Origin of the sequence: Spiroplasma sp. ChiS, from assembly GCF_002968355.1 — a bacterium.
GTDB classification, from domain to species: Bacteria; Bacillota_I; Bacilli_A; order Mycoplasmatales; family Mycoplasmataceae; genus Spiroplasma; species Spiroplasma citri.
In genome coordinates, this window is sequence record NZ_PUUH01000002.1 from 1 (window position 1) to 25686 (window position 25686).

The 25686-nt window shown below is 28.0% G+C and carries 24 protein-coding genes and 1 pseudogene; 21 read left to right on the plus strand and 4 right to left on the minus strand.

Annotation, left to right across the window (positions count from 1 at the left end):
• The 4 genes and pseudogenes from C6B38_RS12255 to C6B38_RS10845 all read right to left on the minus strand — a co-directional run.
• Positions 1 to 126: pseudogene (locus tag C6B38_RS12255) on the minus strand (hypothetical protein); the annotation flags it as partial.
• Positions 127 to 379: 253 nt separating this feature from the next.
• Positions 380 to 700, minus strand: coding sequence for a DUF3137 domain-containing protein (locus C6B38_RS10835; RefSeq protein WP_233485439.1), 321 nt, complete (start codon positions 698 to 700; stop codon positions 380 to 382).
• Entirely contained in the window at positions 678 to 920 is a 243-nt protein-coding gene (locus C6B38_RS10840; protein ID WP_233485440.1) for a hypothetical protein, read from the minus strand. Before C6B38_RS10840 ends, C6B38_RS10835 begins: the two co-directional genes overlap by 23 nt.
• Positions 921 to 1031: 111 nt before the next feature.
• The gene (locus tag C6B38_RS10845) at positions 1032 to 1511 is read right to left on the minus strand and encodes a hypothetical protein (protein ID WP_233485441.1); all 480 of its coding nucleotides are present in this window, start codon (positions 1509 to 1511) and stop codon (positions 1032 to 1034) included.
• Positions 1512 to 1692: 181 nt separating this feature from the next.
• Between C6B38_RS10845 and C6B38_RS00470 the strand changes: the two genes are divergently transcribed.
• The 21 genes from C6B38_RS00470 (at position 1693) to C6B38_RS00555 (ending at position 25680) form a co-directional block, all read left to right on the plus strand.
• Positions 1693 to 3579, plus strand: coding sequence for a prolipoprotein diacylglyceryl transferase family protein (locus C6B38_RS00470; RefSeq protein WP_105298237.1), 1887 nt, complete (start codon positions 1693 to 1695; stop codon positions 3577 to 3579).
• 48 nt (positions 3580 to 3627) lie between these two features.
• A complete protein-coding gene (locus C6B38_RS00475; protein WP_105298238.1) occupies positions 3628 to 4152 on the plus strand; it encodes a ferritin in 525 nt (174 codons plus the stop codon).
• 182 nt (positions 4153 to 4334) lie between these two features.
• On the plus strand, positions 4335 to 4544 hold the full coding sequence (locus tag C6B38_RS00480; protein WP_105298239.1) for a hypothetical protein: 210 nt from the start codon (positions 4335 to 4337) through the stop codon (positions 4542 to 4544).
• Positions 4545 to 4855: 311 nt separating this feature from the next.
• The gene (gene rny / locus C6B38_RS00485) at positions 4856 to 6385 is read left to right on the plus strand and encodes a ribonuclease Y (protein WP_105298240.1); all 1530 of its coding nucleotides are present in this window, start codon (positions 4856 to 4858) and stop codon (positions 6383 to 6385) included.
• An 86-nt stretch (positions 6386 to 6471) separates the two neighbouring features.
• Positions 6472 to 7830, plus strand: coding sequence for a signal recognition particle protein (ffh, locus tag C6B38_RS00490; RefSeq protein ID WP_105298241.1), 1359 nt, complete (start codon positions 6472 to 6474; stop codon positions 7828 to 7830).
• 147 nt (positions 7831 to 7977) lie between these two features.
• Positions 7978 to 8190: a hypothetical protein gene (locus tag C6B38_RS10850; RefSeq protein ID WP_233485442.1), complete on the plus strand. Its 213-nt coding sequence runs from the start codon at positions 7978 to 7980 to the stop codon at positions 8188 to 8190.
• Positions 8191 to 8271: 81 nt separating this feature from the next.
• Complete coding sequence (locus tag C6B38_RS10855) at positions 8272 to 8478, plus strand: hypothetical protein (RefSeq protein ID WP_233485443.1); 207 nt, start codon at positions 8272 to 8274, stop codon at positions 8476 to 8478.
• A gap of 6 nt (positions 8479 to 8484) precedes the next feature.
• Positions 8485 to 9150: a hypothetical protein gene (locus tag C6B38_RS10860; RefSeq protein WP_233485444.1), complete on the plus strand. Its 666-nt coding sequence runs from the start codon at positions 8485 to 8487 to the stop codon at positions 9148 to 9150.
• A gap of 125 nt (positions 9151 to 9275) precedes the next feature.
• Positions 9276 to 10001, plus strand: a complete 726-nt coding sequence (pyrH, locus tag C6B38_RS00500) for a UMP kinase (RefSeq protein WP_105298242.1) — start codon at positions 9276 to 9278, stop codon at positions 9999 to 10001.
• Positions 10002 to 10550, plus strand: a complete 549-nt coding sequence (gene frr, locus C6B38_RS00505; protein WP_105298243.1) for a ribosome recycling factor — start codon at positions 10002 to 10004, stop codon at positions 10548 to 10550.
• A 61-nt stretch (positions 10551 to 10611) separates the two neighbouring features.
• A complete protein-coding gene (gene uppS, locus C6B38_RS00510) occupies positions 10612 to 11319 on the plus strand; it encodes a polyprenyl diphosphate synthase (RefSeq protein WP_105298244.1) in 708 nt (235 codons plus the stop codon).
• Positions 11300 to 12388: a phosphatidate cytidylyltransferase gene (locus tag C6B38_RS00515; protein WP_105298245.1), complete on the plus strand. Its 1089-nt coding sequence runs from the start codon at positions 11300 to 11302 to the stop codon at positions 12386 to 12388. The genes uppS and C6B38_RS00515 overlap by 20 nt, the downstream gene beginning before the upstream one ends.
• A 3-nt stretch (positions 12389 to 12391) precedes the next feature.
• Entirely contained in the window at positions 12392 to 13534 is a 1143-nt protein-coding gene (gene dxr / locus C6B38_RS00520) for a 1-deoxy-D-xylulose-5-phosphate reductoisomerase (RefSeq protein WP_105298246.1), read from the plus strand.
• A gap of 39 nt (positions 13535 to 13573) precedes the next feature.
• A complete protein-coding gene (rseP, locus tag C6B38_RS00525; protein WP_105298247.1) occupies positions 13574 to 14923 on the plus strand; it encodes an RIP metalloprotease RseP in 1350 nt (449 codons plus the stop codon).
• Between the two features lie 27 nt (positions 14924 to 14950).
• The gene (locus C6B38_RS00530; protein WP_105298248.1) at positions 14951 to 19309 is read left to right on the plus strand and encodes a PolC-type DNA polymerase III; all 4359 of its coding nucleotides are present in this window, start codon (positions 14951 to 14953) and stop codon (positions 19307 to 19309) included.
• A 59-nt stretch (positions 19310 to 19368) separates the two neighbouring features.
• A complete protein-coding gene (gene era / locus C6B38_RS00535; protein WP_105298249.1) occupies positions 19369 to 20262 on the plus strand; it encodes a GTPase Era in 894 nt (297 codons plus the stop codon).
• A 1-nt stretch (position 20263) separates the two neighbouring features.
• Positions 20264 to 20461 carry a recombination protein O N-terminal domain-containing protein gene (locus C6B38_RS10865; protein ID WP_233485446.1) on the plus strand — a complete coding sequence of 66 codons (198 nt, stop codon included), beginning with the start codon at positions 20264 to 20266 and terminating at the stop codon, positions 20459 to 20461.
• On the plus strand, positions 20421 to 21011 hold the full coding sequence (gene recO, locus C6B38_RS00540) for a DNA repair protein RecO (protein WP_233485455.1): 591 nt from the start codon (positions 20421 to 20423) through the stop codon (positions 21009 to 21011). Before C6B38_RS10865 ends, recO begins: the two co-directional genes overlap by 41 nt.
• Positions 21012 to 21070: 59 nt before the next feature.
• Positions 21071 to 22438: a glycine--tRNA ligase gene (locus C6B38_RS00545; protein WP_105298250.1), complete on the plus strand. Its 1368-nt coding sequence runs from the start codon at positions 21071 to 21073 to the stop codon at positions 22436 to 22438.
• An 18-nt stretch (positions 22439 to 22456) separates the two neighbouring features.
• Positions 22457 to 24337: a DNA primase gene (gene dnaG, locus C6B38_RS00550; protein ID WP_105298251.1), complete on the plus strand. Its 1881-nt coding sequence runs from the start codon at positions 22457 to 22459 to the stop codon at positions 24335 to 24337.
• 5 nt (positions 24338 to 24342) lie between these two features.
• Positions 24343 to 25680 carry a sigma-70 family RNA polymerase sigma factor gene (locus tag C6B38_RS00555; protein WP_105298252.1) on the plus strand — a complete coding sequence of 446 codons (1338 nt, stop codon included), beginning with the start codon at positions 24343 to 24345 and terminating at the stop codon, positions 25678 to 25680.
• Positions 25681 to 25686: the final 6 nt, after the last annotated feature.

Here is a 25686-nt window from a genome sequence, read left to right on the forward strand (position 1 = left end):
TTGTTTAATTTTTTGATAAATTGATAAACCAAAATAAAGAAAAATTGCTAATACAATAACAACAAAATAAAGAAAAATTGCTAATACAATAACAACACTAAATATTGTCGTTAATCAAGTTGGCATAATACATCTCCTTTCTAAAAACTAAAAAATTGAAATTTGCAAACTCGCTCCGCTCGTTGTCGCTTCGCTCCATTAAAAACACTACTGAATAAATTATCCGCTAATAAATTACGCGGAATAATTTATTCTTTTACTTTTTAATTTCAATATCTTTTGCAATCTACTTTTTCACTCGGGAAACATTATCTTTACCATACTTTTTCACTCGGGACCGCAAAATAAAATATTGCTTTGTTTGCATAATTTCAACTCTTTAGTTAAAAATATTAAAAAAATTTACTTTCCAAAACTGTAAAAACCAAAAATACAAAATGTGTGTGGTTTCTACATTTTTACTATAGAAATATTTATCTAATAAAAGAGTAAATTTATTGTTAACAAATGACATCGATAAAACTTCTTGATATTTGTTACTATTATCAATTAGATTAGCCATTGCTTTTGGGGTTAAAATTTTACGTAATTTTACAGGGTCTGTTGTATTAGTATCAAAAAGATTAGGAAATTCTGTTCCTTCTAATTCAATTTTTTTATTATTTAAAATAAATTTTTTAAATTTGCCTTGATGTGGCACAATATTGGCTGCAATTTCAATATTTTTTTGATAAAGTAGCTGTAAAGAAAAAGTAGTTTTCAGAGCGTTTCATTTTAATTCATAATAATAAATATGTTATATTAATTCCATTTGCAATACTATTTGATGTTTTTTGGTCTTTTGATTTATTATTAGAAAGAGAAACTAAAACAATTAAACCAATAAAAAGACAAAAAATTAATGTTTTTAAAAAAACCATTGTTTTACGAACCCCTAATAACGCCTAACGAAAAGGCGTTATTTTTTATTGTGCCGTTAATAACTTTGTTATCAATTTTTCTTCTAAACTACTAACTTGAATTAAACTTTGTTACAATAAATTATTTTTTTTCGGATTTTTACTAAAACTAGTGAAATTTAGTTCTGGGATAATTTTAAAATTATTACTTATTTCATCTAAAATAACTTCATCTTTTCAAAGATCAGCAATTGCAATTCGGTAATATTCATTATAATCTAATTGATTAAGGAAAAGACTAATACTAATAGCACCAGCTTTAATCAACATATAAAGAATAATTGTTATTACTAACAGTGGTAAAGGTAAATATATTAAATAAAATGTGAGTGCAGGGTCATAATTATTAGCAATAAAGGTAAGAATAATGCCAATAATTAAAGCAGTAGTAAAAAATAAGATTAATGAACTGAAAATAACATCAATAATAATTGATTTAATAATTGATTTACACCAAAAACTAGTAATTTTTCGATAATGATTTTGTATGTGTTCTTGATGAAGTGCCTTAATTTTATTAATTGCTGGTTCTGATAACGCAGTGCTAGTCATTTGTTATTTTACATCGCTTTCTAAAAGTAATATTGTTTTAAATAAATTATAGTTTAAAAAAATTAAGATTACAATTAAGTCCTAAAAATAAATGGACTTTTTTGTTTGAACTTGGTATATAATAATTATGCATTGTTTTATAATTTAGAAATTAAAAACACTTAAGGAGTGAAAAAAATAAATGAACAGGTTACTATTAACAAGTGGACCACCAAATCCAGGATGAATTACACCAACTAATACGCCACATAATATTTTAGCAACATATGGTGGGTGAATTCATATGTATGCTGTTTTTATTACATTAGGAATGATTTGCTCAGTTTTAGCATGTTTTATTCGACTAAAATTAAAAAAAGTTCCAATTGAACCATTAATTTGATCAATTTTTGCTATTATTCCATTTTCATTATTTGGAGCTAGTTTTTTTGGAAAATTTAATAATGATGTTAATCATACTTGAGTATTAGAACCAGGTGATGTTCCATTTTGATCTTTATTTGCGTTTTGAAAAGCTGGAATGAGTATTCATGGTGGTGTTTTATTTGGAACAATTACTGGTTTAATTGTTTTTGGCATTGTTGGTCGAAAAGCAAAAGTTTCACTTTGAGTTTATACTGATTGCATTATTCCAAATATTTTATTAGGACAAGTATTAGGTCGTTGAGGTAATTTTTTTAATCATGAATTATTAGGAAGTGTTACTTCCTATGATTCATTACGCTGATTACCAGCTTTTATTCGTGATAATTTATGACAGTGGGATGGTTTATCACCAGAAACAAATAAACTTGGTGAAATTGTGTTTCGCCAACCAATCTTTTTATATGAATCATTCTTTAATTTCTTAGCATGATTATTTATTACTTTTTTTATTCCTGTTGCTGGGCAATTATTTAGTAAAAAGCCATGAAAAAAAGATGCAAAAGAATATCCTTTTGATTTAAAGTATAATTTTATTCATTTTTTTAATCGAAAATATATTAAACCCGATAAACTGACTTGAAAAGAAGTTTGAGATAAAGCATATTTTAACTATATACCAAACCAAAAACAATTAGATGAAATGGTTAAAAGAAATGAACAAGCGGATAGTTTAAAGGAAGAATCTGGTTTTACAAATAAAATTAAAAAATGATGACATAATGATAGTAGTGCTGCATTAACAAAATTAAATAATCCAGGGCGTTATGCAATTACACGCAGTGGGGTTCATACTGGTTTTTATTTCTTTTTATGAAATTTAATTCGTTTTATTTTAGAAACACAACGTGATGATGACACAAGTTTATTTATTAAAAATCATCGCACTCTAGATTATACGGTCTTAATTTTAATTGCTCTGTTTGGTTTAGGATTAGCAATTTATGCCCAATGAGGAGCACCTAAAAAATTCCGTAAGAATGGATTTATGTATGAAAAAGAATATGTTGATTTTCATAGCTTGCAAACATGAAAATTTGAGAAATATTTAAATAATAATATTGTTATTGGCGAAGACAATTACATTGATAAACTACTAACAGTCATTAAAATAAAAGTAATGGAATTCTTAGGATATCAAGTTGAACCTTTTGAAAAATATTTTGAATTAAAATATGTTAAAACAAGTGAACACGAAGGAAGTAAAGATGAAGTTATTAATTATAGTTTTAAAATAGTTGCATTAGCAACAGCAAAGAATAAATTTATTGATGAATTAGTTGTTAATCAAACTTTTAAATTTAATTTAAGTAAAATTTTACAACAAACAACATTAGAATTATCAAAACCTGATAATAATAGTTATTTTACCTTAACAAAAAAACAATTGGGATTATTATTAAATGATATTATTCATACTTCTGAAAAGACAAGTGAAATTAAAACAAGTTGGCATCAATTTTATCCTCATATTAATGAACAAAAAACAACAATTTTTAATCTTGATTTTAATGATTTAATTGCTTTTGATGAATTAAAAATTAATCCAAAAGCTAAAAAAATTGAAATATCAAAATTCCAATTTAAAGAAAATCAATTTTATTACTTTAATAAAAAGATTTATTTTAAATTAAAATGAAAATAATTAACTTTTAAGAGTGTACAATAAGAATAGAAAGAGAGAGAAGAAGTTATGTTAACAAAAGATATTGAAAAAGATTTACAACATTATATTGATGAACACATTAAAATGCAATTCTTTTGCTATAATTTGAGTTCAGCCGCTGATAAATTAGGGTTTCCTGGTTTTAGCCATTATTTCCAAGTTCAAGCACAAGATGAAGTTTTACATCAACGTCGAATTATGAATTTTGTTTTAGACCGTGATGGTCATTATCAAATTAAAAATATTGCTGAAGAATATAAAGTTATTAAAAATATTATTGAATTAATGGAAACCTATCAAACAAAACGGGCATATTTTGCTGAATTAACAAATAAATTAGCACAATATGCCAATACCGTTGGTGATTTAGTTACTTATAAATTTTATGATTGATTTATTATTGACTTTTATGAAGAATTAGCTGAAGTAAAAGACATTATTGAATGAATTAAAATGTCAAACAATAATTATTATGAAATTGATCGAAAAATGGGAACAAAAGAAGAACCAGATACTTTAACAGTTATTGACCCTTTTAGCCCCCATGCATAAAAAATGTTTTTTCTTTTTAAGAAAAAACATTTTTTAAATTTGTAAATTGTAAATGCAAGTGCAACAAATCTTATTAATTAAATATTGGTATATTTTATATAGAAAAAAATTATTTTCTAATTTTCTAATATAAAATAATGCTATCTTAGTTAAACTAAGACAGAAAGATGGGTGAATTTAAAATGAAAAAAATTTTAAGTTTATTAAGTATGTTAACAATTTCTGGTGCACATTCAAACAAACAATTAGAATCTTTAACACTAAAAACAAACAAACAATTAGAATCTTTAACACTAAAAATTGAAAAATTTGAGCAAACAAAAAATAATTTAGAGAAAGAACAAACAGAATTACAAAATAAAATTAACGAATTAGTTATTATTCCATACTAAAAAATAAGTGCAATATGAATATGTTAAGTAAAATAGACATATTCAATAAAAGCACTTTAAATTGATTAAAATTAATATAATTATGAAGTTAAAATTGATTAAAATTAAGTCAAAAGGTGATAAAATAATAAAAAAATATTAAAATATAGGATTAAAATGAAAAAATATTCTTATAAAATTAAAATATTACGCGAAAATTTTTCTAAAAGAGAGTATAATAATATGTGGCAATGATTTCATTGCTAGTATTCCACTTATATATTTACAATTAATACTTCTTACTTAATTTTTTAAGTAAAGGAGAAATAATTATGCAAACACACATATGAGTAATTATCATTATTGCTGTTACAATAGGTTCTTACTTTCTTGGATATTTATTTGAAAAATATTTAAGATTTAAATTAATCAAAAAAACAAAATTAAAAATTAAACAAGCTGAAGAAAAAGCAAAAAAAATTATTAACGCTGCTAAAGCAGATGGACGCGTTGAAGCAGCACAAATTAGACAAGAAATGAAAGATGAATTAACTCGCAAACGTGAAGAATTTTTAGCGACCGAAAAATTTTTAGTAGATAGAGAACGTTTAATTGTTGAGAGAGAAGAAGTATTAAATGGCAAAGAGCAAGAAGTGTTTCGCAAGAAAGAAGAATTGCAAGGAAAGATTAACTATTATCAAGAAATGGTAGAACGGAATCTTCATCAACTTGAAAAAGTTGCCGGATATTCACTTGAAGAAGCAAAGGATGTTCTTTTTAAAAAAATAAGTGATCGGTATCAAAAGGAAATTGGTGAATTTTTACGAAATGATGAAAATACTGCAAAAATTAATGCCAAACAAACAGCCATTAACATTATTACTACTGCAATTGAACGTTATGCAGCAAAAGTTGTGGCAGAAAAAACAACAACTTCAATTTATTTAGAAGATGATAATATGAAAGGACGAATTATTGGGAAAGATGGTCGTAATATTCGTACATTTGAAATAGCTGCAGGGGTTGATTTAATTATTGATGATACACCTAATGTTGTCCAAATTTCATCTTTTAATCCAATTCGTCGGGAAATTGCAAAAAAAACTTTAGAAAAATTATTACTTGATGGTCGAATTCAACCAAATCGGATTGAAGAAACAATTAAATTAGAACAAGAAGAAATTGAAATGACAATTCTTGAAGCAGGAAAAGAAATTGCAACTGAATTAGCAATTGATAATTTAGATATTGAATTAATTCGTCACTTAGGAATTTTAAAATATCGAACTAGTTATGGTCAAAATGTCTTGTTACATTCTGTAGAAGTAGCAAAATTAGCAGCAATTATGGCTAGTGAACTGGGGTTAGATCCAGCAATTGCAATGAGAGCAGGGCTATTACATGATATTGGAAAAGCAGTTGATTTTGAAAATGAAGGAAGTCATGTTACCTTAGGTATCCAAATTGCAACAAAATGTAATGAACATCCAATTATTATTAATGCAATTGCTTCGCATCATGGTGAAGTACCAGTAACTAATCCTTATTCTGTTTTAGTATCAGCAGCTGATACTTTATCAGCTGCTCGCCCAGGTAGCCGTAATAATACTGTTGAAAATTATATTGCTCGAATGAATGAGCTAGAAAAAATTTGTCAAACAGTACATGGTGTCCAATCAGCTTATGTTTTACAAGCAGGACGACAAATTCGAGTTATTGTTAATCCAATTATTAATGACGATGCTCGTACTCATAAAATTGCTCTTGATATTAAGGAAAAAATTAAACAAGCAAAAACAATTCCTGGTGATATTGTTATTACCGTTATCCGTGAATTACGAGTCACTGAAACTGTTATTTAAAGAATAAAATTTTTATTCTTTTTTATGCTAGTTTTAGTATAATTAATAAGAGTGATTTTGTTATAAAAATTAAAGGAGAAAAAAATATGATTGGAGATTTTTTAGCGAATCGATTAAAAAAATCAATTGAAAAAAATATGAAAAAATCAACTTTAACAACTGATGCCATTACTGAAACAATGCGTGAAATTCGATTAGCATTATTAGAGGCGGATGTGAATAATGAAGTAGTTAAAGATTTTATTAAAGCTGTTGAAACTAAAGCTCGTGGTGAATATATTCTTGATGGATTAAATTCAACACAAATGATGGTAAAAATTGTGCATGAAGAATTAGTTAATATATTTGGAAAAACAGCCAAAGAATTATCGTTTGCTTCAAAACCAACAATTATAATGATGGTTGGTTTACAAGGAAGTGGTAAAACAACCACAACGGGGAAAATTGCTAAGTTAGTTGAAAAGAAATATCACAAAAAACCGTTATTAGTTGCTTGTGATATTTATCGACCAGCAGCGATTGAACAATTAAAAACAATTGGGAAAAATTTAAATATTGAAGTTTTTGAACGCGGAACGCAAAACCCAATAACAACTGCGCAACAAGCAATTACTTATGCAAAAGATAATAAAAATGATGTTATCTTAATTGATACAGCTGGACGTTTACACATTGATGCTGAGTTAATGCAAGAATTAAAAGAAATTAAAAATAATATTACCCCAGATGAAATTCTTCTAGTTGTTGATGGAATGACAGGGCAAGACATTATTAATGTTGCAACTGAATTTAATCAGTTATTAAAATTAACAGGAGTAGTTGTTACAAAATTAGATGGTGATGCTCGTGGTGGGGCTGCTTTGTCAATTACACATTTGACAAAATTACCAATTACTTTTATCGGAACCGGAGAAGGAATGAGTAATTTACAAATCTTTTATCCTGATCGAATGGCTGATCGAATTTTAGGAATGGGAGATGTTCAAACCTTAGTTGAAAAAGCAAAAGATGTGTTAGATGAACGTGATATCAAAAAAACAATGAATCGAATGATGATGGGACAGTTTGATTTGCAAGATTTATTAAACCAAATGCGTCAAATTTCAAAAATCGGTAAAATGGGCGGAATTATGAAATTGTTACCTGGAATGCCAAAACTAAGTGATGAAAAGATTGCTGATGCTGAACGAAAATTAAAAATAACTGAGGTATTGTTATCATCAATGACAGTGAAAGAACGCCGTGAACCACGGTTATTAAAACATTTATCACGAAAAAATCGCATTTTAAAAGGCTCAGGACGAACTGAAAAAGAATATAATGAGTTAATTAATCAATTTGAGAAAACAAAAAAACAAGTTGATGAAATTGCTCGGCAAATTAAATCAGGGCGTATGCCAAATATTCCTGGTATGGGTGGTTTAAGCGGAATGGGTTTTAATTAATCTATTTTAAGAAAACTGTTTTTTAAACAGTTTTTATTTTGTAACAAAAAAATAGTGTTGTTTTAACAAAATTATTTCTAAATGATAAAATGACTATACAAAATTGAATACTATAAATTATTAAAATATTTAGAAAAGGAAAAACATATGAAAGAAAATAACAAAAAATGGTGAATGATTAATTCAACATTAGTTTTAATGGTAACGGTTTTTGTCAGTTTTATTCTATATGTCTTATATCTTGGTTATTTAAGTCCAAGACCACTTGAGTTAGGGACAATTGTTACTAATCCTAATTTAAAAACCCTTAAAACTAATGGTTTACATGTTCCAAAAAAATTCATATTAAAGAAAAACTAAAGCAACAATTTCCGAATTTGAATATTAATAAAATAAAAATTAAAGATAAGATTAGTTCTTCTTCGGCAACACTTGTTTCAAGTGATTTTTTGTTTTATCGGGGGTCAGTGATTCTTTATTTATACTCTCGATAAATTAATTGCTAATCACATTGATTTAAATCATCAATATGTTCCAAATAAAACTTGAGTACAAAATCGGGGTTATCGGGGATTATGAATTAGTATTAATATTGCAACAAAACTTGAACAAAATTTAACAAATGCTTTTTTAAGTCCGGCAAATTAGTATAATTTGCCATTTTATGATCAAAAAACATTTATTTCTTATGATAAATTATTGGCATTTTTAGATGAACCGGTTCGTCGTTCTTGACAACAATTTATTAATCATTATTGTGCAACTTATCAAAATAAATTAAAAGAAATTATTACATTATTTTATAATATTTGTGCTTTTCTTTGAACAAAACAAGAAATTAATAAAGTTTTAAGTTCTGTTATTATTAAAGATGGACAACTTTTAAAAACAAAGGCCTATACAGATTCAAACAATCGTCAAATTGAAATTGCAAATGATGTAGTAAATTGTAATTATGAAGAGATATGAAATCGTAATTGAGTTGAAGGTGGAATTTCACAACAAAGTATTTTTTATACTCTATGTCATGAGTTAGGGCATTTACTGCATTATTGTTATAAATTAGATTATAAAGTTAATGTGATTGAACAACTAAAAAAATTTTTATTAAAAAAAATTAATAACTTTCAGCAGCAACAAAGTTTAACAAAAGAAAAGATTTTTCAATTATTTCATCTTAGTAAATTTTCATTTAAAGATAATTTTGAATTTTTTGCCGAAGGGTTTGTATATTGACTTTTAACAAATGATGCTTTAAAAACAAAAACATGAGAATTTTGACATGAGTTTTTAACATCTTATTTGCCAAGTTTAACTTAATATTAATTAGTTTTATTTGAAAGATAAATTAAATTTCTTCACTAATTTGTAATTTTATTTTGATTATTTGTTAAAACAATTTATAATGTATTAGAATAAAATAGAAAAAAAGAGGAAAAGTTATAATGGCATTACAATATAAGCGAGTTTTACTAAAATTATCTGGTGAAGCATTGGGCAATTCTGATAATTTATATGATGAGAAAAAAATTTATGATATTGCAAAACAAATTGTTAAATTACAAAAAGAAGGATTACAAATTGCTATTGTTGTTGGTGGTGGTAATATTTGACGCGGTAATCGTGCTGATACAATCAAAATGAATCCAATTAGTGCAGATTATATGGGGATGCTAGCAACGGTAATGAATGCCTTAGCATTAGAAGCTGTATTAAAGAATGAAGGTAGTCAAAATGTTGTCGTAACTTCAAAAATTCAAGTTCCTGAAGTTGCTTCACCATATTTATTTAAAAAAGCAAAAGCTGCTTTAGAAAAAGGGGCAATTGTTATTATGGCTGGGGGAACTGGTCAACCAAAGTTTACAACTGATACAGCAGCAACAATTAGAGCAATTGAAATTGATGCCGATGTTATGCTAATGGCAAAAAATGGGGTTGATGGGATTTATGATAAAGATCCTCGCCACAATGCCGATGCAGTTCGCTTCGATAATATTAGTTTAAATGAATTACAAAAAAAACAATTAAAAGTAATGGATTTAACAGCATCTAGTTTAGCAATGGAAGATGATGTTAAAATCGTTGTTTTTGATATTAATGAACCAGATAATATTTATAAGGCAGTACATGGTAATGCTCGTTCAACGATTGTTACAGGAGGAAAAAAATAAATGTCACAAGAAGTTATTAACCAAACAAAAGAAAAGATGGAAAAAGTAATCGTTTCATTTGAAAAAGAATTAATTAAAATTCGTAGTGGTCGTGCAAACCCAAATATGTTATCACATATTATGATTGATTATTATGGAACGCTAACGCCAATTCAACAATTGGCTAATATTATGGTGCCAGAAGCACGACAATTAGTTATTAAGCCATATGATCGTTCAATTATTAATTTAATTCTAACAGCGATTAATAAAGCAGATTTAGGTTTAACACCAAGCTCAGAAGCGGATTTAATTCGGTTAAACATTCCTCCGCTAACTGAAGAACGTCGTAAAATGCTGGTTAAGGAAATGTGAAAAGAAAGTGAACAGTTTAAAGTAGCAATTCGTAATGAGCGACGAGATAGTAATGAACATCTTAAAAAAGATTCTGATTTAACTGAAGATGATAAAAAATACTATGAAGGGGAAGTACAAAAATTGACTGACCAATTTATTAAAAAAATTGATGAAAAGGCAACCTTAAAAGAAAAAGAACTAATGGAAGTTTAAAACTTTCATTTTTTTATGAGTCTCGGTATAATTAATAAAACGGGGAAGAAGGGCATAATAAATGAAAATACCACAACATATTGCAATTATTTTAGATGGTAATGGTCGTTGGGCAACTAAGCAAGGGTTAGAACGAACAGTTGGACATGAAGAAGGAGCAAAACGAATTAAAGATGTAGCACTAAAAGCAAATGCTCTTGGTGTTAAGTATTTAACTATTTATTGTTTTTCAACTGAAAATTGAAAACGAAATGCACAAGAAGTTACTTATTTAATGGCAATGCCAGAACGATTATTAAATAATAAACAAGTTAATAATTTTAAGAATGAGAATATTGTTTTAAATCATATTGGTCGCCGTACAAAAATGCCACCAAAAACATTAGCAGCAATTAATAATGCTATTTTACAAACAAAAGATAATAATGGAATGGTGTTAACATTTGCTTTTGACTATGGAGCGATTGAAGAATTATTAACAGCAATTAATCAAATGCTAGTTAAAAAATTAACAAGCATTGATGAAAAAACATTATTTCAACATTTATATACTGCAGATTTACCTGATGTTGATTTAATGATTCGATGTGGTGGTGAACAACGTTTAAGTAATTTTTTATTATTGCAAAATCGTTATGCTGAATTATATTTTACCAAAGCATTTTGACCAGAATTTGATGAAAATGCTTTAACTGCAGCAATATTAGATTATAATAATAGAAATAGAAGATTTGGAGGAATTGAAAGTGATGAACAATCAGGAAGATAATGTTCTTGTGAATGAAAATGAAACATCGACAGAAGAGCACAATTTAACAAATAACGTATCAAAAAATAAGGAACATAAAGGAATGTTTCAAAAAAAATATGTTGCTCGTCATATTACATTTTATTCGTTATTAGTTTTTTTAAGTTTATATTTATTCACAGGAGCAATCGCAACAGAATGGCATAATAATGTTCCACATATTGAAATTGTTAATTATGTTTTTATTGGAATTAATGCTGTTATTTTAGGCTTAGTTAACTATGAAATTTTGCGATTAGTTGGGCGAACAAAGTGACCAATTTATACCCAAATTATTACATATTTATTAATAATTTTTTTATTTTTGTTTCCAGCTGAATCAATTGCAAATGAATATGGTGGAATTGGAGCAATTAATTATCCGTTTTATACGTTATTAAATTGAAATTGATTAAAACCTTGAATTATCTTTGTTATTTATTTATGTGCTATTTTAGGATATTATTGTTTAGTATTTAGTTCAAAAGAAATTACTTTTGGTAAAATAACATTAGTTTTAATTTTTACCTTATATTTAACTTTTGCTTTAAAAGCAATGAATAAATTTATGTTAAATCCTGCCTATGGTTGAAGTAGCGTAGTTTGATTAGCATTAATTATTATTTTAACTGATACTTTTGCTTTTGTTGGAGGTGTTACTTATGGAAAGCATAAATTAGCGCCAACAATATCTCCAAACAAAACATGAGAAGGAGCTGTGACAGGAACAATCTTAGCAGCAGGAATTGCAATTACTTATGCAATTTTAATGTTTCATTTTGCAACTAGTAACCATTGGGTTTTTAACTTTTTTTCAAATGATAATGATAAAAATGTCATGCGTTATGTGATTTATATTTTATTAGCATTTGTATTAAGTATTTTATCACAATTGGGTGATTTATCATTTTCTTGAATTAAACGTCGTTATAATATTAAAGATTTTAGCAATTTATTACCTGGGCATGGTGGTGTTTTAGATCGTTTGGATTCATTTTCATTAGTCTTTTTTGTAATGTTTATCATTTCCAATATAGTATTACAACGATAATTTATGCAAAATATTATTATTTTTGGCGCTTCTGGGAATATTGGTCAACAAGCGTTACAAATTATTGAATCAAATCCAAATGATTTTCAAATTACAGCTGTTAGTATTTATCATAATGTTCCAACTCTAATTAATATTTTAGAAAAGCATACCACAATCAGGATTGTTCATCTTGGTGATGAAACCCAAGCTATTTTAACAGCACAATATCCAAATATAACTTTTGTAACCGGAGAAACGGGAATTAATGCAATGTTAGCTGCTTTTCCTACAGCTTTAGTTTTAAATGCAATTAGTGGTTTTGCAGGATTATACCCAACATTACAAACTTTATATGGAAAAAATCGTACTTTATTATTAGCAAATAAAGAATCATTAGTAGTGGCAGGGGATTTAATTAACAGTTTATTAACAAAAAATAATAATCAATTATATCCAATTGATTCTGAACATTGTGCTATTTTTCAATGTTTAGAGCAAACCAATCCGTGTTCAGAAATTATTTTAACAGCTTCGGGAGGGATGTTTGCTAATAAAACATTAACTGATTTAAAAACGATTGATGAGCAACAAGCATTACAACATCCAACTTGAAAGATGGGACAAAATATTACCATTGATTCTTCAACAATGGTAAACAAAGGATTGGAAATTATTGAAGCTTATCATTTATTTAAAACTTCGAAAATTACTGTTGTTTTACATCCACAAGCTATTTTACATTCTGCAGTACAATATGCAGATTATTCAATTATTGGCCAATTATCAAAGCCTTCAATGTTACAAGTTTTAAATTATTTTTTATATTATCCAACTCGAAAGAATAGTTCTTTCTTAAAACCATTAAATTTTGAGGAATTAATAACTTTAACATTTCAAAAAGCTGATTTATCACGTTGAAAAGCACTACAGTTAGCCTATCGTTGTTTGAATGAAAATAATTCATTAGCAATTGCTTTTAATGCAGCAAACGAAGAATTACGTTCTCTTTTTGTAGTCGGAAAAATTAATTTTTATCAAATTGTGGATTATATTGAATATTTTATGGACCAAATTAAGCCACAAAAATTAGTTAATTATCGTGAAATCAAAGAATTAAATGATATCATTAAAAGAGATATTATTAATTATTTTTCAGAAAAATAATGTTGTTCCAAATAAAAAAAGTAAGGAGTTAAGAAATAAATGTCAGCAGGAATGGTAGTTTTAGGTTTTGTAATTGGGGTTATAATTTTATTAATGTTGGTTACAATTCATGAATTTGCACATTTTATTATTGCGAAATTAGCGGGAGCTTATGTTTATGAATTTGCAATTGGTTTTGGTCCCAAAATTTTTTCTTGAGGGAAAAAAGAAACCCGTTACTCAATCCGAATTTTTCCTTTTGGAGGGTATGTCTATATTGCCAGTCAATTAGTTGATCCACCAAAGGGACGTGAAGAGGAACATGTTCCTGAAGAACGAAAAATGGAAAATATTGCAAAATGAAAACGATTAATTTTTATTGTAGCAGGAGCTTTAATGAATTTTTTTATTGCTGTTTTTATTTTTACCACAACTTTTGCAGCATTAAGTTATAAACCATCTGATATGACATATTGAGGAGGTAAATATGATTCGAATGGTGCAGCATATGCTGCTTTTGCAACTAGTGGTCAAAATGTTGCCCAAGATATTGTGATTTTAGATTATTGATTAGGACCTAGCAAAGAAAAAATTAAAGTAGCACAAGAATATTATCGTGATCAAGAGCAGGATAAACCTGATAATAACCAGAATCATATTTTAGCAAGTCACTTGGGAACAGTAGATAAGATTCCAACTTATTTAACAACAGTTTCTAATTTTATTAAAAATTTAAAACAACAATATGATAATAGTGATAACGATAAAAAAATTAATTATATTATTATTGGTTTTGCTCGTGTAAATAGTAAACAAAAAGTTACAATTGATGCAGATGGTCATTTATTTTATACGGAAGCAGTTGAATTAACAAAAACAAACAATACTTATACAGTTGGAATTAGATCTCCTGATCGTCAGTTTGCTTCAACTGCGCAAGCATATGGATATGGTTGGGGAGAAACCTTTAGACAATCAGTAACAATTTTAAAATCATTTGGGTTATTATTTACTGGCCAATGAGGGCAATTATCTGGTCCAGTTGGAATTGCTAAAACAGTTTCTTCAATGTTAACAGAAGGGCCAGTACTTTTCTTTATGTATGTGGCAATGTTATCCGCTAATTTATTTGTTTTAAACTTAATTCCAATTCCACCATTAGATGGTTATAAGTTTTTTGAAACATCAATTGAAGGAATTGTTGGTGTAGTGAAACGTCTAAATGGTCGTATAAGAATTTGAAAAAAACCTTATGATCCATCGCAACAAAAAATATTATTAGAAGAATATCAAGCAAAAGACCAAAAATGACAGTTACCACATAAAACAAAGATTATCATTAATGTGACGGGAGCAATATTGTTTATTTTATTATTTATTGGAATAACAATTAAAGATGTCTTTTTTTAAGCAGAAAAGCTAGGTGAGGATTAGATGATGGACCAACAATTGATAAAACTATTTACAGCAAATAATTTAGAATTTACCGGAAATTATTTTGATGATGCTAAAGTCATTAAAGCAGAATATAGTACTAGTGAAGGTTTTTTTCGTGTTGTTATTGAAATTAATGATTTTTTACCGCCAGAAGTTTTACTAAAATTAGAACAAACTTTATTAGAAAATCAAACATTACCCACAAAGATTTCTTTACGGGTTCGAAAAGAACAATATGAATTAGCAACTATTTTTAGTTATTTAGAATATATTCGGTTAAATAAATCGGAATTAAAAAATAGTTTTTTTAGTAAATTATCCCCAGAGCGATTCGCTTTAACTGATAATATTTTAAAAATTACTGTTCATTCAGAAAGTGAACAAAAATTAGTAGGTGAGCATTTTAATTATTATCAAAAAAAACTTCGTCGTTATGGTTTTAGTGATTTACAATTAGTTCTAGTGATTGATTTACGGGAAAATAATATTTTAGAAATTAACGAACAAGAATTAATTAAATATCAAGAAACAGCGCAAAAAACAGAACAGTTAATTTCAAAGCCAACAAATAGGGGTAATTCTGTTCGAAGAGAACCGAATAGTTATCATAGAGCAAAAATTGGAGAAGCAAGTTATGAACGATTAATTGATATTGACCAAGATGTTCCCAATGTTACAATTTATGGAAAAATTTTGAGTAAAGAACGGCAATTAATTTCAACAAAAAAATTTATTTATGTAATAACAGTTACTGATTATAGTGATACAATTGGTGCAAAGTTTTTTACTCGAACAGAACAACCAGATGATTTTATTGAAGAATTAAAAACTAATGAATGAGTTAGTCTTTTTGGTGATATTCGGTATGATACTTATGCAAATGAACAAATGTTTTTTATTAAAAAAATTTCTCGTTTAGATCGCGAAGACTTGTATCGTGAAGATAATGCGCCTGAGAAACGCATAGAGTTACATTTGCATACTAAAATGAGTGTTATGGATGGAGTAACAGATCTTGCAATGCTTTTTAAAACATTACAGCATTGGAATCATAAAGCAATTGCTTTTACTGACCATTTAAATGTTCAAGCTTATCCGGAAATTTATAATCTTAATAAGAAATATCCCGATATTAAAGTTATTTATGGTGTTGAAGCAGATGTTTTAGATGATAAAGTATCATATGTTAAAAACCCTCATCACCATAATTTACGAACTGCAAAATATGTTATTTTTGACTTAGAAACAACTGGCTTAAGTAGTGGTTATGATGAAATTATTGAGTTTGGAGCGGTTATCATGGATGGTATTAGTGGTGAACGCCAAACAATTAATCATCTGTTCAAACCATCAGTTAAGTTATCATCATTTACAACCGAATTAACAGGAATTACTGATGAATTATTAGCTGATAAACCAACTTTTATTGAATTAATTGACCAAATTTTAGAATATTTTAAGGATGCAATTTTAATTGCGCATAATGCTGAGTTTGACCTTGGCTTTATTCAATCATGGTTAAAAAAAGCTGGGCGCTCAGAAATTAATAATACAGTAATTGATACTTTACAATTATCACGGATTTTAGAACCACATTTGAAAAATTATCGCTTGGGAACAATTGCTCGTTGTTATAGTGTTATTTATAATGAAGAAGTTGCTCACCGTGGTGATTATGATGCAATTGTTTTAACTGACATTTATGAACATCAACTACGGAAAATGATTAATAATTATGGTATTGAGTTTGATAATGACATTGAGAATATTCATGACCCGGCTGTTTACAAAAAATTGCGACCAAAACATATCACAATTTTAGCAAAAAATCAGGTGGGCTTATTGGAATTATTTAAATTAATAACTTCTGCACATACTAAATATTTTTACTCATCACCAAAATTATTACGAAGTGTAATTGAACAACATCGTAGTAATTTATTAATTGGGTCATCGTGTGTTAACGGTGATGTTTTTGAAGTGGCACGAAATAAAAATTTATTGGAATTACGAGAAACAATTAAGTTTTATGATTATATTGAAGTTCAACCTCCAAGTGTATATAAACATTTAGTCCAAATGGGTGATTTGTCAGAAGAACGACTATTAACGGTAATCAAAGATATTGTTTTTACAGCAAAAGAATTAAATAAATTAGTTGTTGCTACTGGTGATGTTCATTATCTTAATCCAGAAGATAAAATTTTTCGTGAAGTTTATATTAATGCAAAAAGAATTGGGGGCCGACCACATCCTTTATATGACTATAAGCAACGAGTAACGGATAATCCTGATCAGTTTTTAAGAACAACAATGGAAATGATGAACCAATTTAAGTTTTTAAATGATGATGAATTAATTTATGAAATTGTAGTAACAAATCCAAATTTAATTTCTGACCAAATTGAAAAAGTTGAAATTATTAAAGATAAATTATATACGCCTAAGATTGAGGGTAGTGACCAATTATTAAAAGAATTATGTTATCAAAATGCTTATAAAATTTATGGTAATCCATTGCCAGAAATTGTTGCTTCACGTTTAGAACGAGAATTAAATGCTATTATTAAACATGGTTTTGCTGTTATTTACTGAATTGCGCATAAATTAGTTGATAAATCATTACAAGATGGTTATTTAGTTGGGTCGCGGGGAAGCGTTGGTAGTAGTTTTGTTGCAACAATGAGTAATATTACCGAAGTAAATCCATTACAACCACATTATTTATGTTCTTATTGTAGTTATAGTGAATTTATTGTTGATGGATCCGTTAAGTGTGGATATGATTTATCAGCTCGTACTTGTCCAAAGTGTCAAAAACCATTAAAGGGGGAAGGACATCATATTCCATTTGAAACATTTTTAGGGTTTGAAGCGGATAAAGTTCCTGATATTGATTTGAACTTTTCAGGAGAATATCAACCAATTGCGCATGATTTTACCAAAGAAATGTTTGGCGAGCGTAGTGTTTATCGTGCGGGAACAATTTCCACAGTGGCAGAAAAAACTGCATATGGTTATGTGAAAGGTTATTTTGAAAGTAAAAATATTTTACATTTAAAACGCCGCGCAGAATTAGAACGAATTGCTAAGGGTTGTGAAGGGGTTAAACGAACAACTGGCCAGCATCCAGGTGGAATTGTTGTTATTCCAAATGAATATGAAGTTGAAGCGTTTACACCAGTTAATTTTCCTGCTGATGATATAAAATCAAATTGGTTAACTACTCATTTTGATTTCCACGCAATTCATGATAATGTTTTAAAGTTAGATATTTTAGGTCACGTTGATCCAACTGCTTTGCGAATGCTACAAGATTTAACGGGAGTGGATCCAAAAACAATTCCAACAAATGATGAAGCGGTTTTAAGTCTTTTTCGAAGTTTAGATGTTTTAAACATTAAACCAGAAGATATTAATGGTGAAAAAACTGGCGCAATTGGCATTCCTGAATTTGGTACTTTTTTTGTTCGTAAGATGCTATTAGATACAAAACCTACTTCATTTGCAGATTTAGTTCAAATTTCAGGATTATCACATGGAACAGATGTTTGAATTGGTAATGCCCAAGAATTAATTCGAAATCAAAATATTAGTATCTCAGAAGTAATTGGGTGTCGTGATGATATTATGGTTAATTTAATTTATAAAGGGTTACCTGCTCAAAGTGCTTTTAAGATTATGGAAGATGTTCGTAAGGGAAAAGGTTTAACAGCTGAACATGAGCAATTAATGCGGGATAATAATGTTGAACAATGATATATTGATTCATGTAATAAAATTAAGTATATGTTCCCAAAAGCACATGCAACAGCCTATGTTTTAATGGCATGACGGGTGGCATGATATAAAATTAATTACCCAGTTGAATATTATGCAACATTTTTTTCAACTCGAACAGATGTTTTTGACATTAAAACAATTTTAAAAGGAGCAGAAACAATCAAACAAGTATTAAGAGATATTCAAACTCGGTTGGATAATAAAGATTTTAATGCACCGAATAAACCAACTCAAAAAGAAAAAGATTTAATACCAGTTTATGAAATAGCATTAGAAATGTATGCCCGAGGAATTAAAATGAGTAATATTGATTTAAAAACAAGTCGCAATAAAAATTTTACGGTTATTACAACTGAAAATAATGAAAAAATTATTTTACCACCATTTTCGGCAATTGATGGCTTGGGAGGTGCTGTTGGTGATAGTATTATTAATGCTCGTTATGAAAAACCATTTTTATCAGTTGCTGATTTACAAAAACGAACAAATATTACAAAGGCTCATTTAGAATCATTTGAAGAACTTGGAATTTTAAAAGATTTATCGTTAGATGATCAAATTGCTTTTGAGTTTTAAATAAGATAATTTTTTAAGGTATTTTCCTTTATAAATAGAATAATTAAGAGGTGAGGAAAATGGCAATTAAATCAGGCTTTGTTGCAATTGTGGGTCGACCAAATGTTGGAAAATCAACATTATTGAATACAATTTTAAATAATAAAGTAGCAATTGTAACGGCAAAGGCACAAACAACGCGTAACCGGATTCAAGGTATTTATAATGATCAAGAATCACAAATTGTGTTTATGGATACACCAGGCATTCATAAAGCTCATCATGAAATGGGAAAATTTATGAACAAAGTTGCGTTATCAGCAACCAAAGCAGCTGATGTTATTTTATTTTTAGCCCCGGCAAATGAACGAATTGGTGATAATGATCGTTATATTATCAAAGCACTACAAGAGCGAGCAATTCCAATTTTTTTAGTTGTCACAAAAATTGATTTAGTTTCCAAAGGTGATTTAATGGTAAAAATTGCTGAATGAGAAAAAATCCATCAGTTTACTGCAGTCATTCCAGTTTCAGCAGTTAAACATAAAAATCTTGAAATATTATTAATTTTATTAAAAACACATTTAGAAGTAGGACCACAATATTATCCCGATGATATGCTAACTGACCAACCCGAAAAGTTTTTAATTCGTGAAATTATTCGAGAAAAAATTTTGTTATTAACAGAAGATGAGATTCCCCATAGTGTTGCGATTCAAATTGATAAAATTGAAGATCAACCACAACTATTAAAAATTATGGCTTCAATTTGTGTTGAACGTGATTCACAAAAAGGAATTATTATTGGAAAACAAGGGCGCCTAATTAAAAAAATTGGAACGCAAGCACGCTTAGAATTAGAACAAATTTTAGGAACAAAAATATTTTTAGAATTATTTGTTAAAGTAGTTGATAAATGACGGGATAAGCCTTCAATGATTGCTCGTTTAGGATATAACAAAGAAAGTTATTAAAATGGCCCAAAAATTAACAGGAATAGTGTTGAATAAACAACCTTATGATGATAATAGTGCCATTGTAACGATTTTGTCAAAAGAATTAGGCAAATTAGCTTTTTTTTGCCCCTGGAGTACAAAAAATTACATCAAAAAATCAGTATGCAGTACAATTCTTAGCAACAAGTGAGTTTGAAATATTTTTATCATATCATAATAATAAGTTAAGTAAATTAAAAACAGGAAATTTATTAAGAACAAGAATTAAATTAGCGCAAAATTATGATGATTATTTATTAGCAACATTAATTTGTGAAATTGTTGAACAAGCGGTGGCTGACCGTCAGCCCGATAATGCATTGTACGAATTATTAACAACAACATTAGATAATTTAGTTGCATGAGAAGATAATTTAAGTATTGTAATTGCTTTTATGTTTCGTACTTTAAAATGATATGGATTAGAATGAAACTTTACAATGTGTAAACGCTGTGCTAGCAAACAACACATTAAAACAATTAGTTTTCTTGAGGAAGGATATCTTTGTAAAAATTGTTTATTACCAAGAGATTATCTTTTTCCAATTGAATTAGTTAAAGTTTTTAATAGTAATTTTCATACTAATTTTTATTTTCACAATAAGATTAATATAAAAGTGTTAATAATATTATTTAAAATGTTATGTGAGTATTATTTAACAAAAGTTGGAATATTTTCGTGTAGTATTTATGAAATGCGACAAAAATCAATTTATTTTAAAGAATAACATAGTATAATAGTATAATAGTATAATTGAGAATAAAAAAATAAGAAGGAGTTACATTAATGCAATATACATTAGAAGAAGTTGTTAATCATTTAAAAACACAAGGTTTTGTGTTTCAAGGTAGTGAGATTTATGGCGGTTTAGCAAACAGCTGAGATTTTGGACCGTTGGGGGTTGAATTAGAACGAAATTTAAAAAATTTATGATGACAACATTTTATTACAAAATCAAAATATAATGTTGGTCTTGATAGTGCTATTTTAATGAATAATAATGTTTGAAAAGCTTCTGGGCACCTTGGTAATTTTGCTGACCCATTATTAGACTGTAAAAAGTGTAAAACCCGAATGCGGGTAGATAAACTAATTGAAGATAATTATCCGAAATTAAATTGTGGTGGTTGAAGTAATGAACAATTAGAAACTTTTATTACTGAAAAAAATATTTTATGTCCAAATTGTGGTGGACATGACTTTACTGAAATTCGTCAGTTTGAATTAATGTTTAAAACAAATCAAGGTGTAATTGAAGATGAAAAATCAGTTGTTTATTTGCGCCCAGAAACAGCACAAGGAATTTTTCTCAATTTTAAAAATGTCCAACGTTCTTTACGAAAAAAAATCCCTTTTGGAGTTGGTCAAATTGGAAAGTCATTTCGTAATGAAATTACCCCGGGAAATTTTATTTTTCGTACACGTGAATTTGAACAAATGGAATTAGAATTTTTTTATGATAGTAACGAAAAGGTTGATTGATTTGAATATTGAGTTAAAGAAGTAACCAAGTTTTTAGAATTAATTAATTTAAAATCAGAAAACTATCGTTTTCGTGAGCATAATGCTGATGAATTAGCCCATTATGCGAAACGAACTATTGATATTGAATATAAATTTCCGTTTGGAATAGGTGAATTATGGGGGATCGCTGACCGTGGGGATTATGATTTACGTCGTCATAGTGAAATGAGTAAAAATGATTTGTCGTATTTAAATCAAGAAACAAATGAAAAAATTATGCCGCATGTAATTGAACCATCTGTTGGAGTTGGTCGTTTGATGCTAGCTATTTTATATGATGCTTACCATGTTGAAAAAGTTGATGACAATGAGACGAGAATTGTTTTAAAATTAAGTCCGTTATTAGCTCCGTATCAAATTGCGGTGATTCCATTAAGCAAACAATTAAACAGCGAGGCTTATCAACTATATGAAAAACTCTTAGTTCATTTTCAGTGTACTTATGATGAAACAGGAAATATTGGAAAGCGTTATCGTCGTCAAGATGCGATTGGAACACCGTTTTGTGTAACAGTTGATTTTGATACTCAAGAAGACCAAAAAGTTACCGTTCGTAATCGTGATACAATGAAACAAGAACGAGTGGCAATTACTAATTTAGAAAGTTATTTCACCGCAGCATTAAAATAATTAAAAGGAGTGAAAGGTATGGCATTAATTAGTAATGAAAAAATTGATTTAATTAAGTCAAAAGTAAATATTGTTACCGTAATGTCAGAATATTTATCGCTTGAAAAACGTGGTCGTAATTATTGAGCAGTTTGTCCCTTTCATCAAGATTCACATCCTTCAATGAGTATTTCACCAGAAAAGCAAATTTATCGTTGTTTTGCTTGTTCAGCTGGTGGCAATGTTTTTACTTTTTTACAAGAATATGAAAATATTAGTTTTATTGAAGCGTTAAAAAAAGTTGCAGTAATGGCCAATATTTCATTAGATGAATTAACTGCTTATCAAGAAAAACCGAAATATGATCAAAGTGAACAGTTAATTTTTGAAATTAATGCCTTAGCAAGTGCTTACTTTAGTAATAATTTAGAAACAAAAAAAGCTTATGATGCAAAAGAATATTTAACAAAACGGAACATTAATAATACTGAAATTGAATTATTTCAGATTGGTTATGCGGAAAGTGGTTTTGATCATTTGTACCATTTTTTAATTAAAAAAGGATATTCAATTAATGATATCCAACAAGCGGGTTTAATTACAATTAAAAATGGTAAAATATATGATTATTTTAATAATCGCCTAATGTTTCCAATTAAAAATAAAGATAGTTATGTTATCGGTTTTTCTGGGCGAGTAATTAAAACTACCAGCCAAGTAGCAAAGTATCTTAATACTCCTGAAACAAAGGTTTTTAAGAAAGAACAACTAATGTATAATATTCACCGGGCGAAACCTTTTATTCGTCAGCAAAATAATCTAATTTTACTTGAAGGATATATGGATGTTATTAGTTTAGAAAAATTAGATATTAAAAATACCGTTGCTTTGATGGGAACTAATTTAAGTGAATATCATTTAAAAGAAATTAAAAGATTAACGAATGAATGTTTACTTTTTTTGGACGGCGATAAGGCTGGAATTCATGCTAGTTTAAAAGCAGCAATTAAATTGTTAAGTAATAATCTAAAAGTTAAAATTGTCTTGAATAAAACTCAGCAAGATCCTGACGAATTAGTTAATAGTGGTCAAGGGAAATTAATTCAAACAATGTTAGCAAATGCCCAACATCCAATTAATTTTGCTCTTGATTATTTTCAAAATAAATTTAATTTACAAGCAGCAAATGAATTAGAAGAATTTTTTAATATTGTGGCACCTTTAATTAAAGCCAGTCCAAATCCATTGGAACAAGAATTAGCGGTTAATAATTTAGTTAAAATAACAGGAATATCGAAAGAAACAATTACAACAAAAATTGGGCAAATTAAATCATATCAAAAAGCAGTTTTTTCACCTATTACATCAGAACCAATTCCTAATGTAACTAACGATAATAATTATCAGCAAAGGTTATCAACAAGGTTCAAACCACAGCAAAGCAAGACTGTTGTAATTAAAAAGACAAAATATAAAATTAAAAATTTAAAGCGATATCTTTTAGCGGAGCAAAATATGGTTTTACAATTACTTGCTTCTCGTAAAGCAGCGGATTTTTATCAAAGAAAAATTGGAAATTTAAATTTTGATGGTTATCGTTTGTTAGCAAATGATATAATTACTTATTATAATGGACATTTGGGGGCAGAAAATGTTAAAATTAATATGTTGTGTGATGAAATAAATGATCCAAATTTAAAAAAAATATTAATGGATATTATTAATAAATCAACGATTAAAATTAAATATAATAAGAAAGAATTAGAAGACTATGCGCTCTTAATTGATGATTTTGCTAATGAAAAAGAGATTGCAATGCTATGAAATAAGTTAGAAAAAGCAAGTAATCTAATTGAGAAACAAGCAATTTCAATGGAAATTGACAAGTTGAATCAACGATTAAAATTTAAAAAGGGGTAGAGAGAATGGGATTATCAAAAAAAGAAGTCAGAGATATGAAATCTTTTGATGAATTTAAAGAATATATTAATAAATATTTAGAAGAAAATAACAATGAAATTGAACAAGAAAAATTAATAACATTAATTAATGATCATTTTGAAGTTGATGATAATGATGTTGAAGAATATTTTGAAGAATTAGTCACTAATGGTGTTGAATTTAGTGATGTTAATTTAGAAGAATTAGAAGAAAATGAAGTTCCTGAACCAGAAAAAGTAACAAAAAAACAACCAGATGAAAAATTACGTTATAAAGTTGGTGGTATTTCAAATGAAACAAAAATTCAGGATATTATTAAAGCTTACTTTAATATTTTGGGAACAAGTAAGATTTTAACTCGTGAGGAAGAAATTAAATATGCCAAAATGCTAGAATCATCTGATCCAGAAGAAATACGTTTTGGAAGGGATAAATTAATCACTTCTAACTTAAAGTTAGTTGTTTCAGTTGCCCGCAAACATTTAAACCGGGGATTAGATTTTTCAGATTTAATTGAAGAAGGAAACATCGGGTTAATGAAAGCTGTTGATAAGTTTGATTATAAGCGTGGTTTTAAATTTTCAACATATGCAACATGATGAATTAGACAAGCAACAACACGGGCAATTGCTGATCAAGCGCGAACAATTCGGATCCCTGTTCATATGGTTGAAACAATTAATAAATTAACAAGAATTGAACGTCAATTAACACAAGAATTAGGGCGCGAACCAAGTTACAATGAAATTGCCGAAAAAATGGGGCAAGGAATGGTTGGCGAAAAAGTTCGTGAAATTAAAAGATTATCAATTGAACCGGTTTCATTAGAAAAACCAATTGGTGATGAGGATGATACTCATTTTGGTGATTTTGTTGATGATAAAGATATTTTTACACCGGATGAATATGCTGAAAAAGAATCATTACGAGAAGTAATTGATGAAGTTTTCCATGAAATTTTATCAGCCCGAGAAGAAAAAGTAATTAGAATGCGGTTTGGACTTTTACCAACAAAGTTACGAACAGTATTACGGTTAGCAAAAGAATGCGAAGATGAAACTTTTCCTGAATTAGTCCAAACAGTTAAATCACTTGATATTCACTATGATACACCAATTGAAAAAGTACAAAGTCAAAAACATGCGTTAATTGATAAACATTTATCAAAATATGATTCGCCAAAAACATTAGAAGAAGTAGGCAAAGAGTTTAAAGTTACACGAGAACGAATTCGTCAAATTGAAGCAAAAACAATTCGTAAGTTTAAACCAAACCAAGCTAACTCAAAAGCAAAAGTATTAAAAGACTTTTTTAAAGGATAGAGGTTT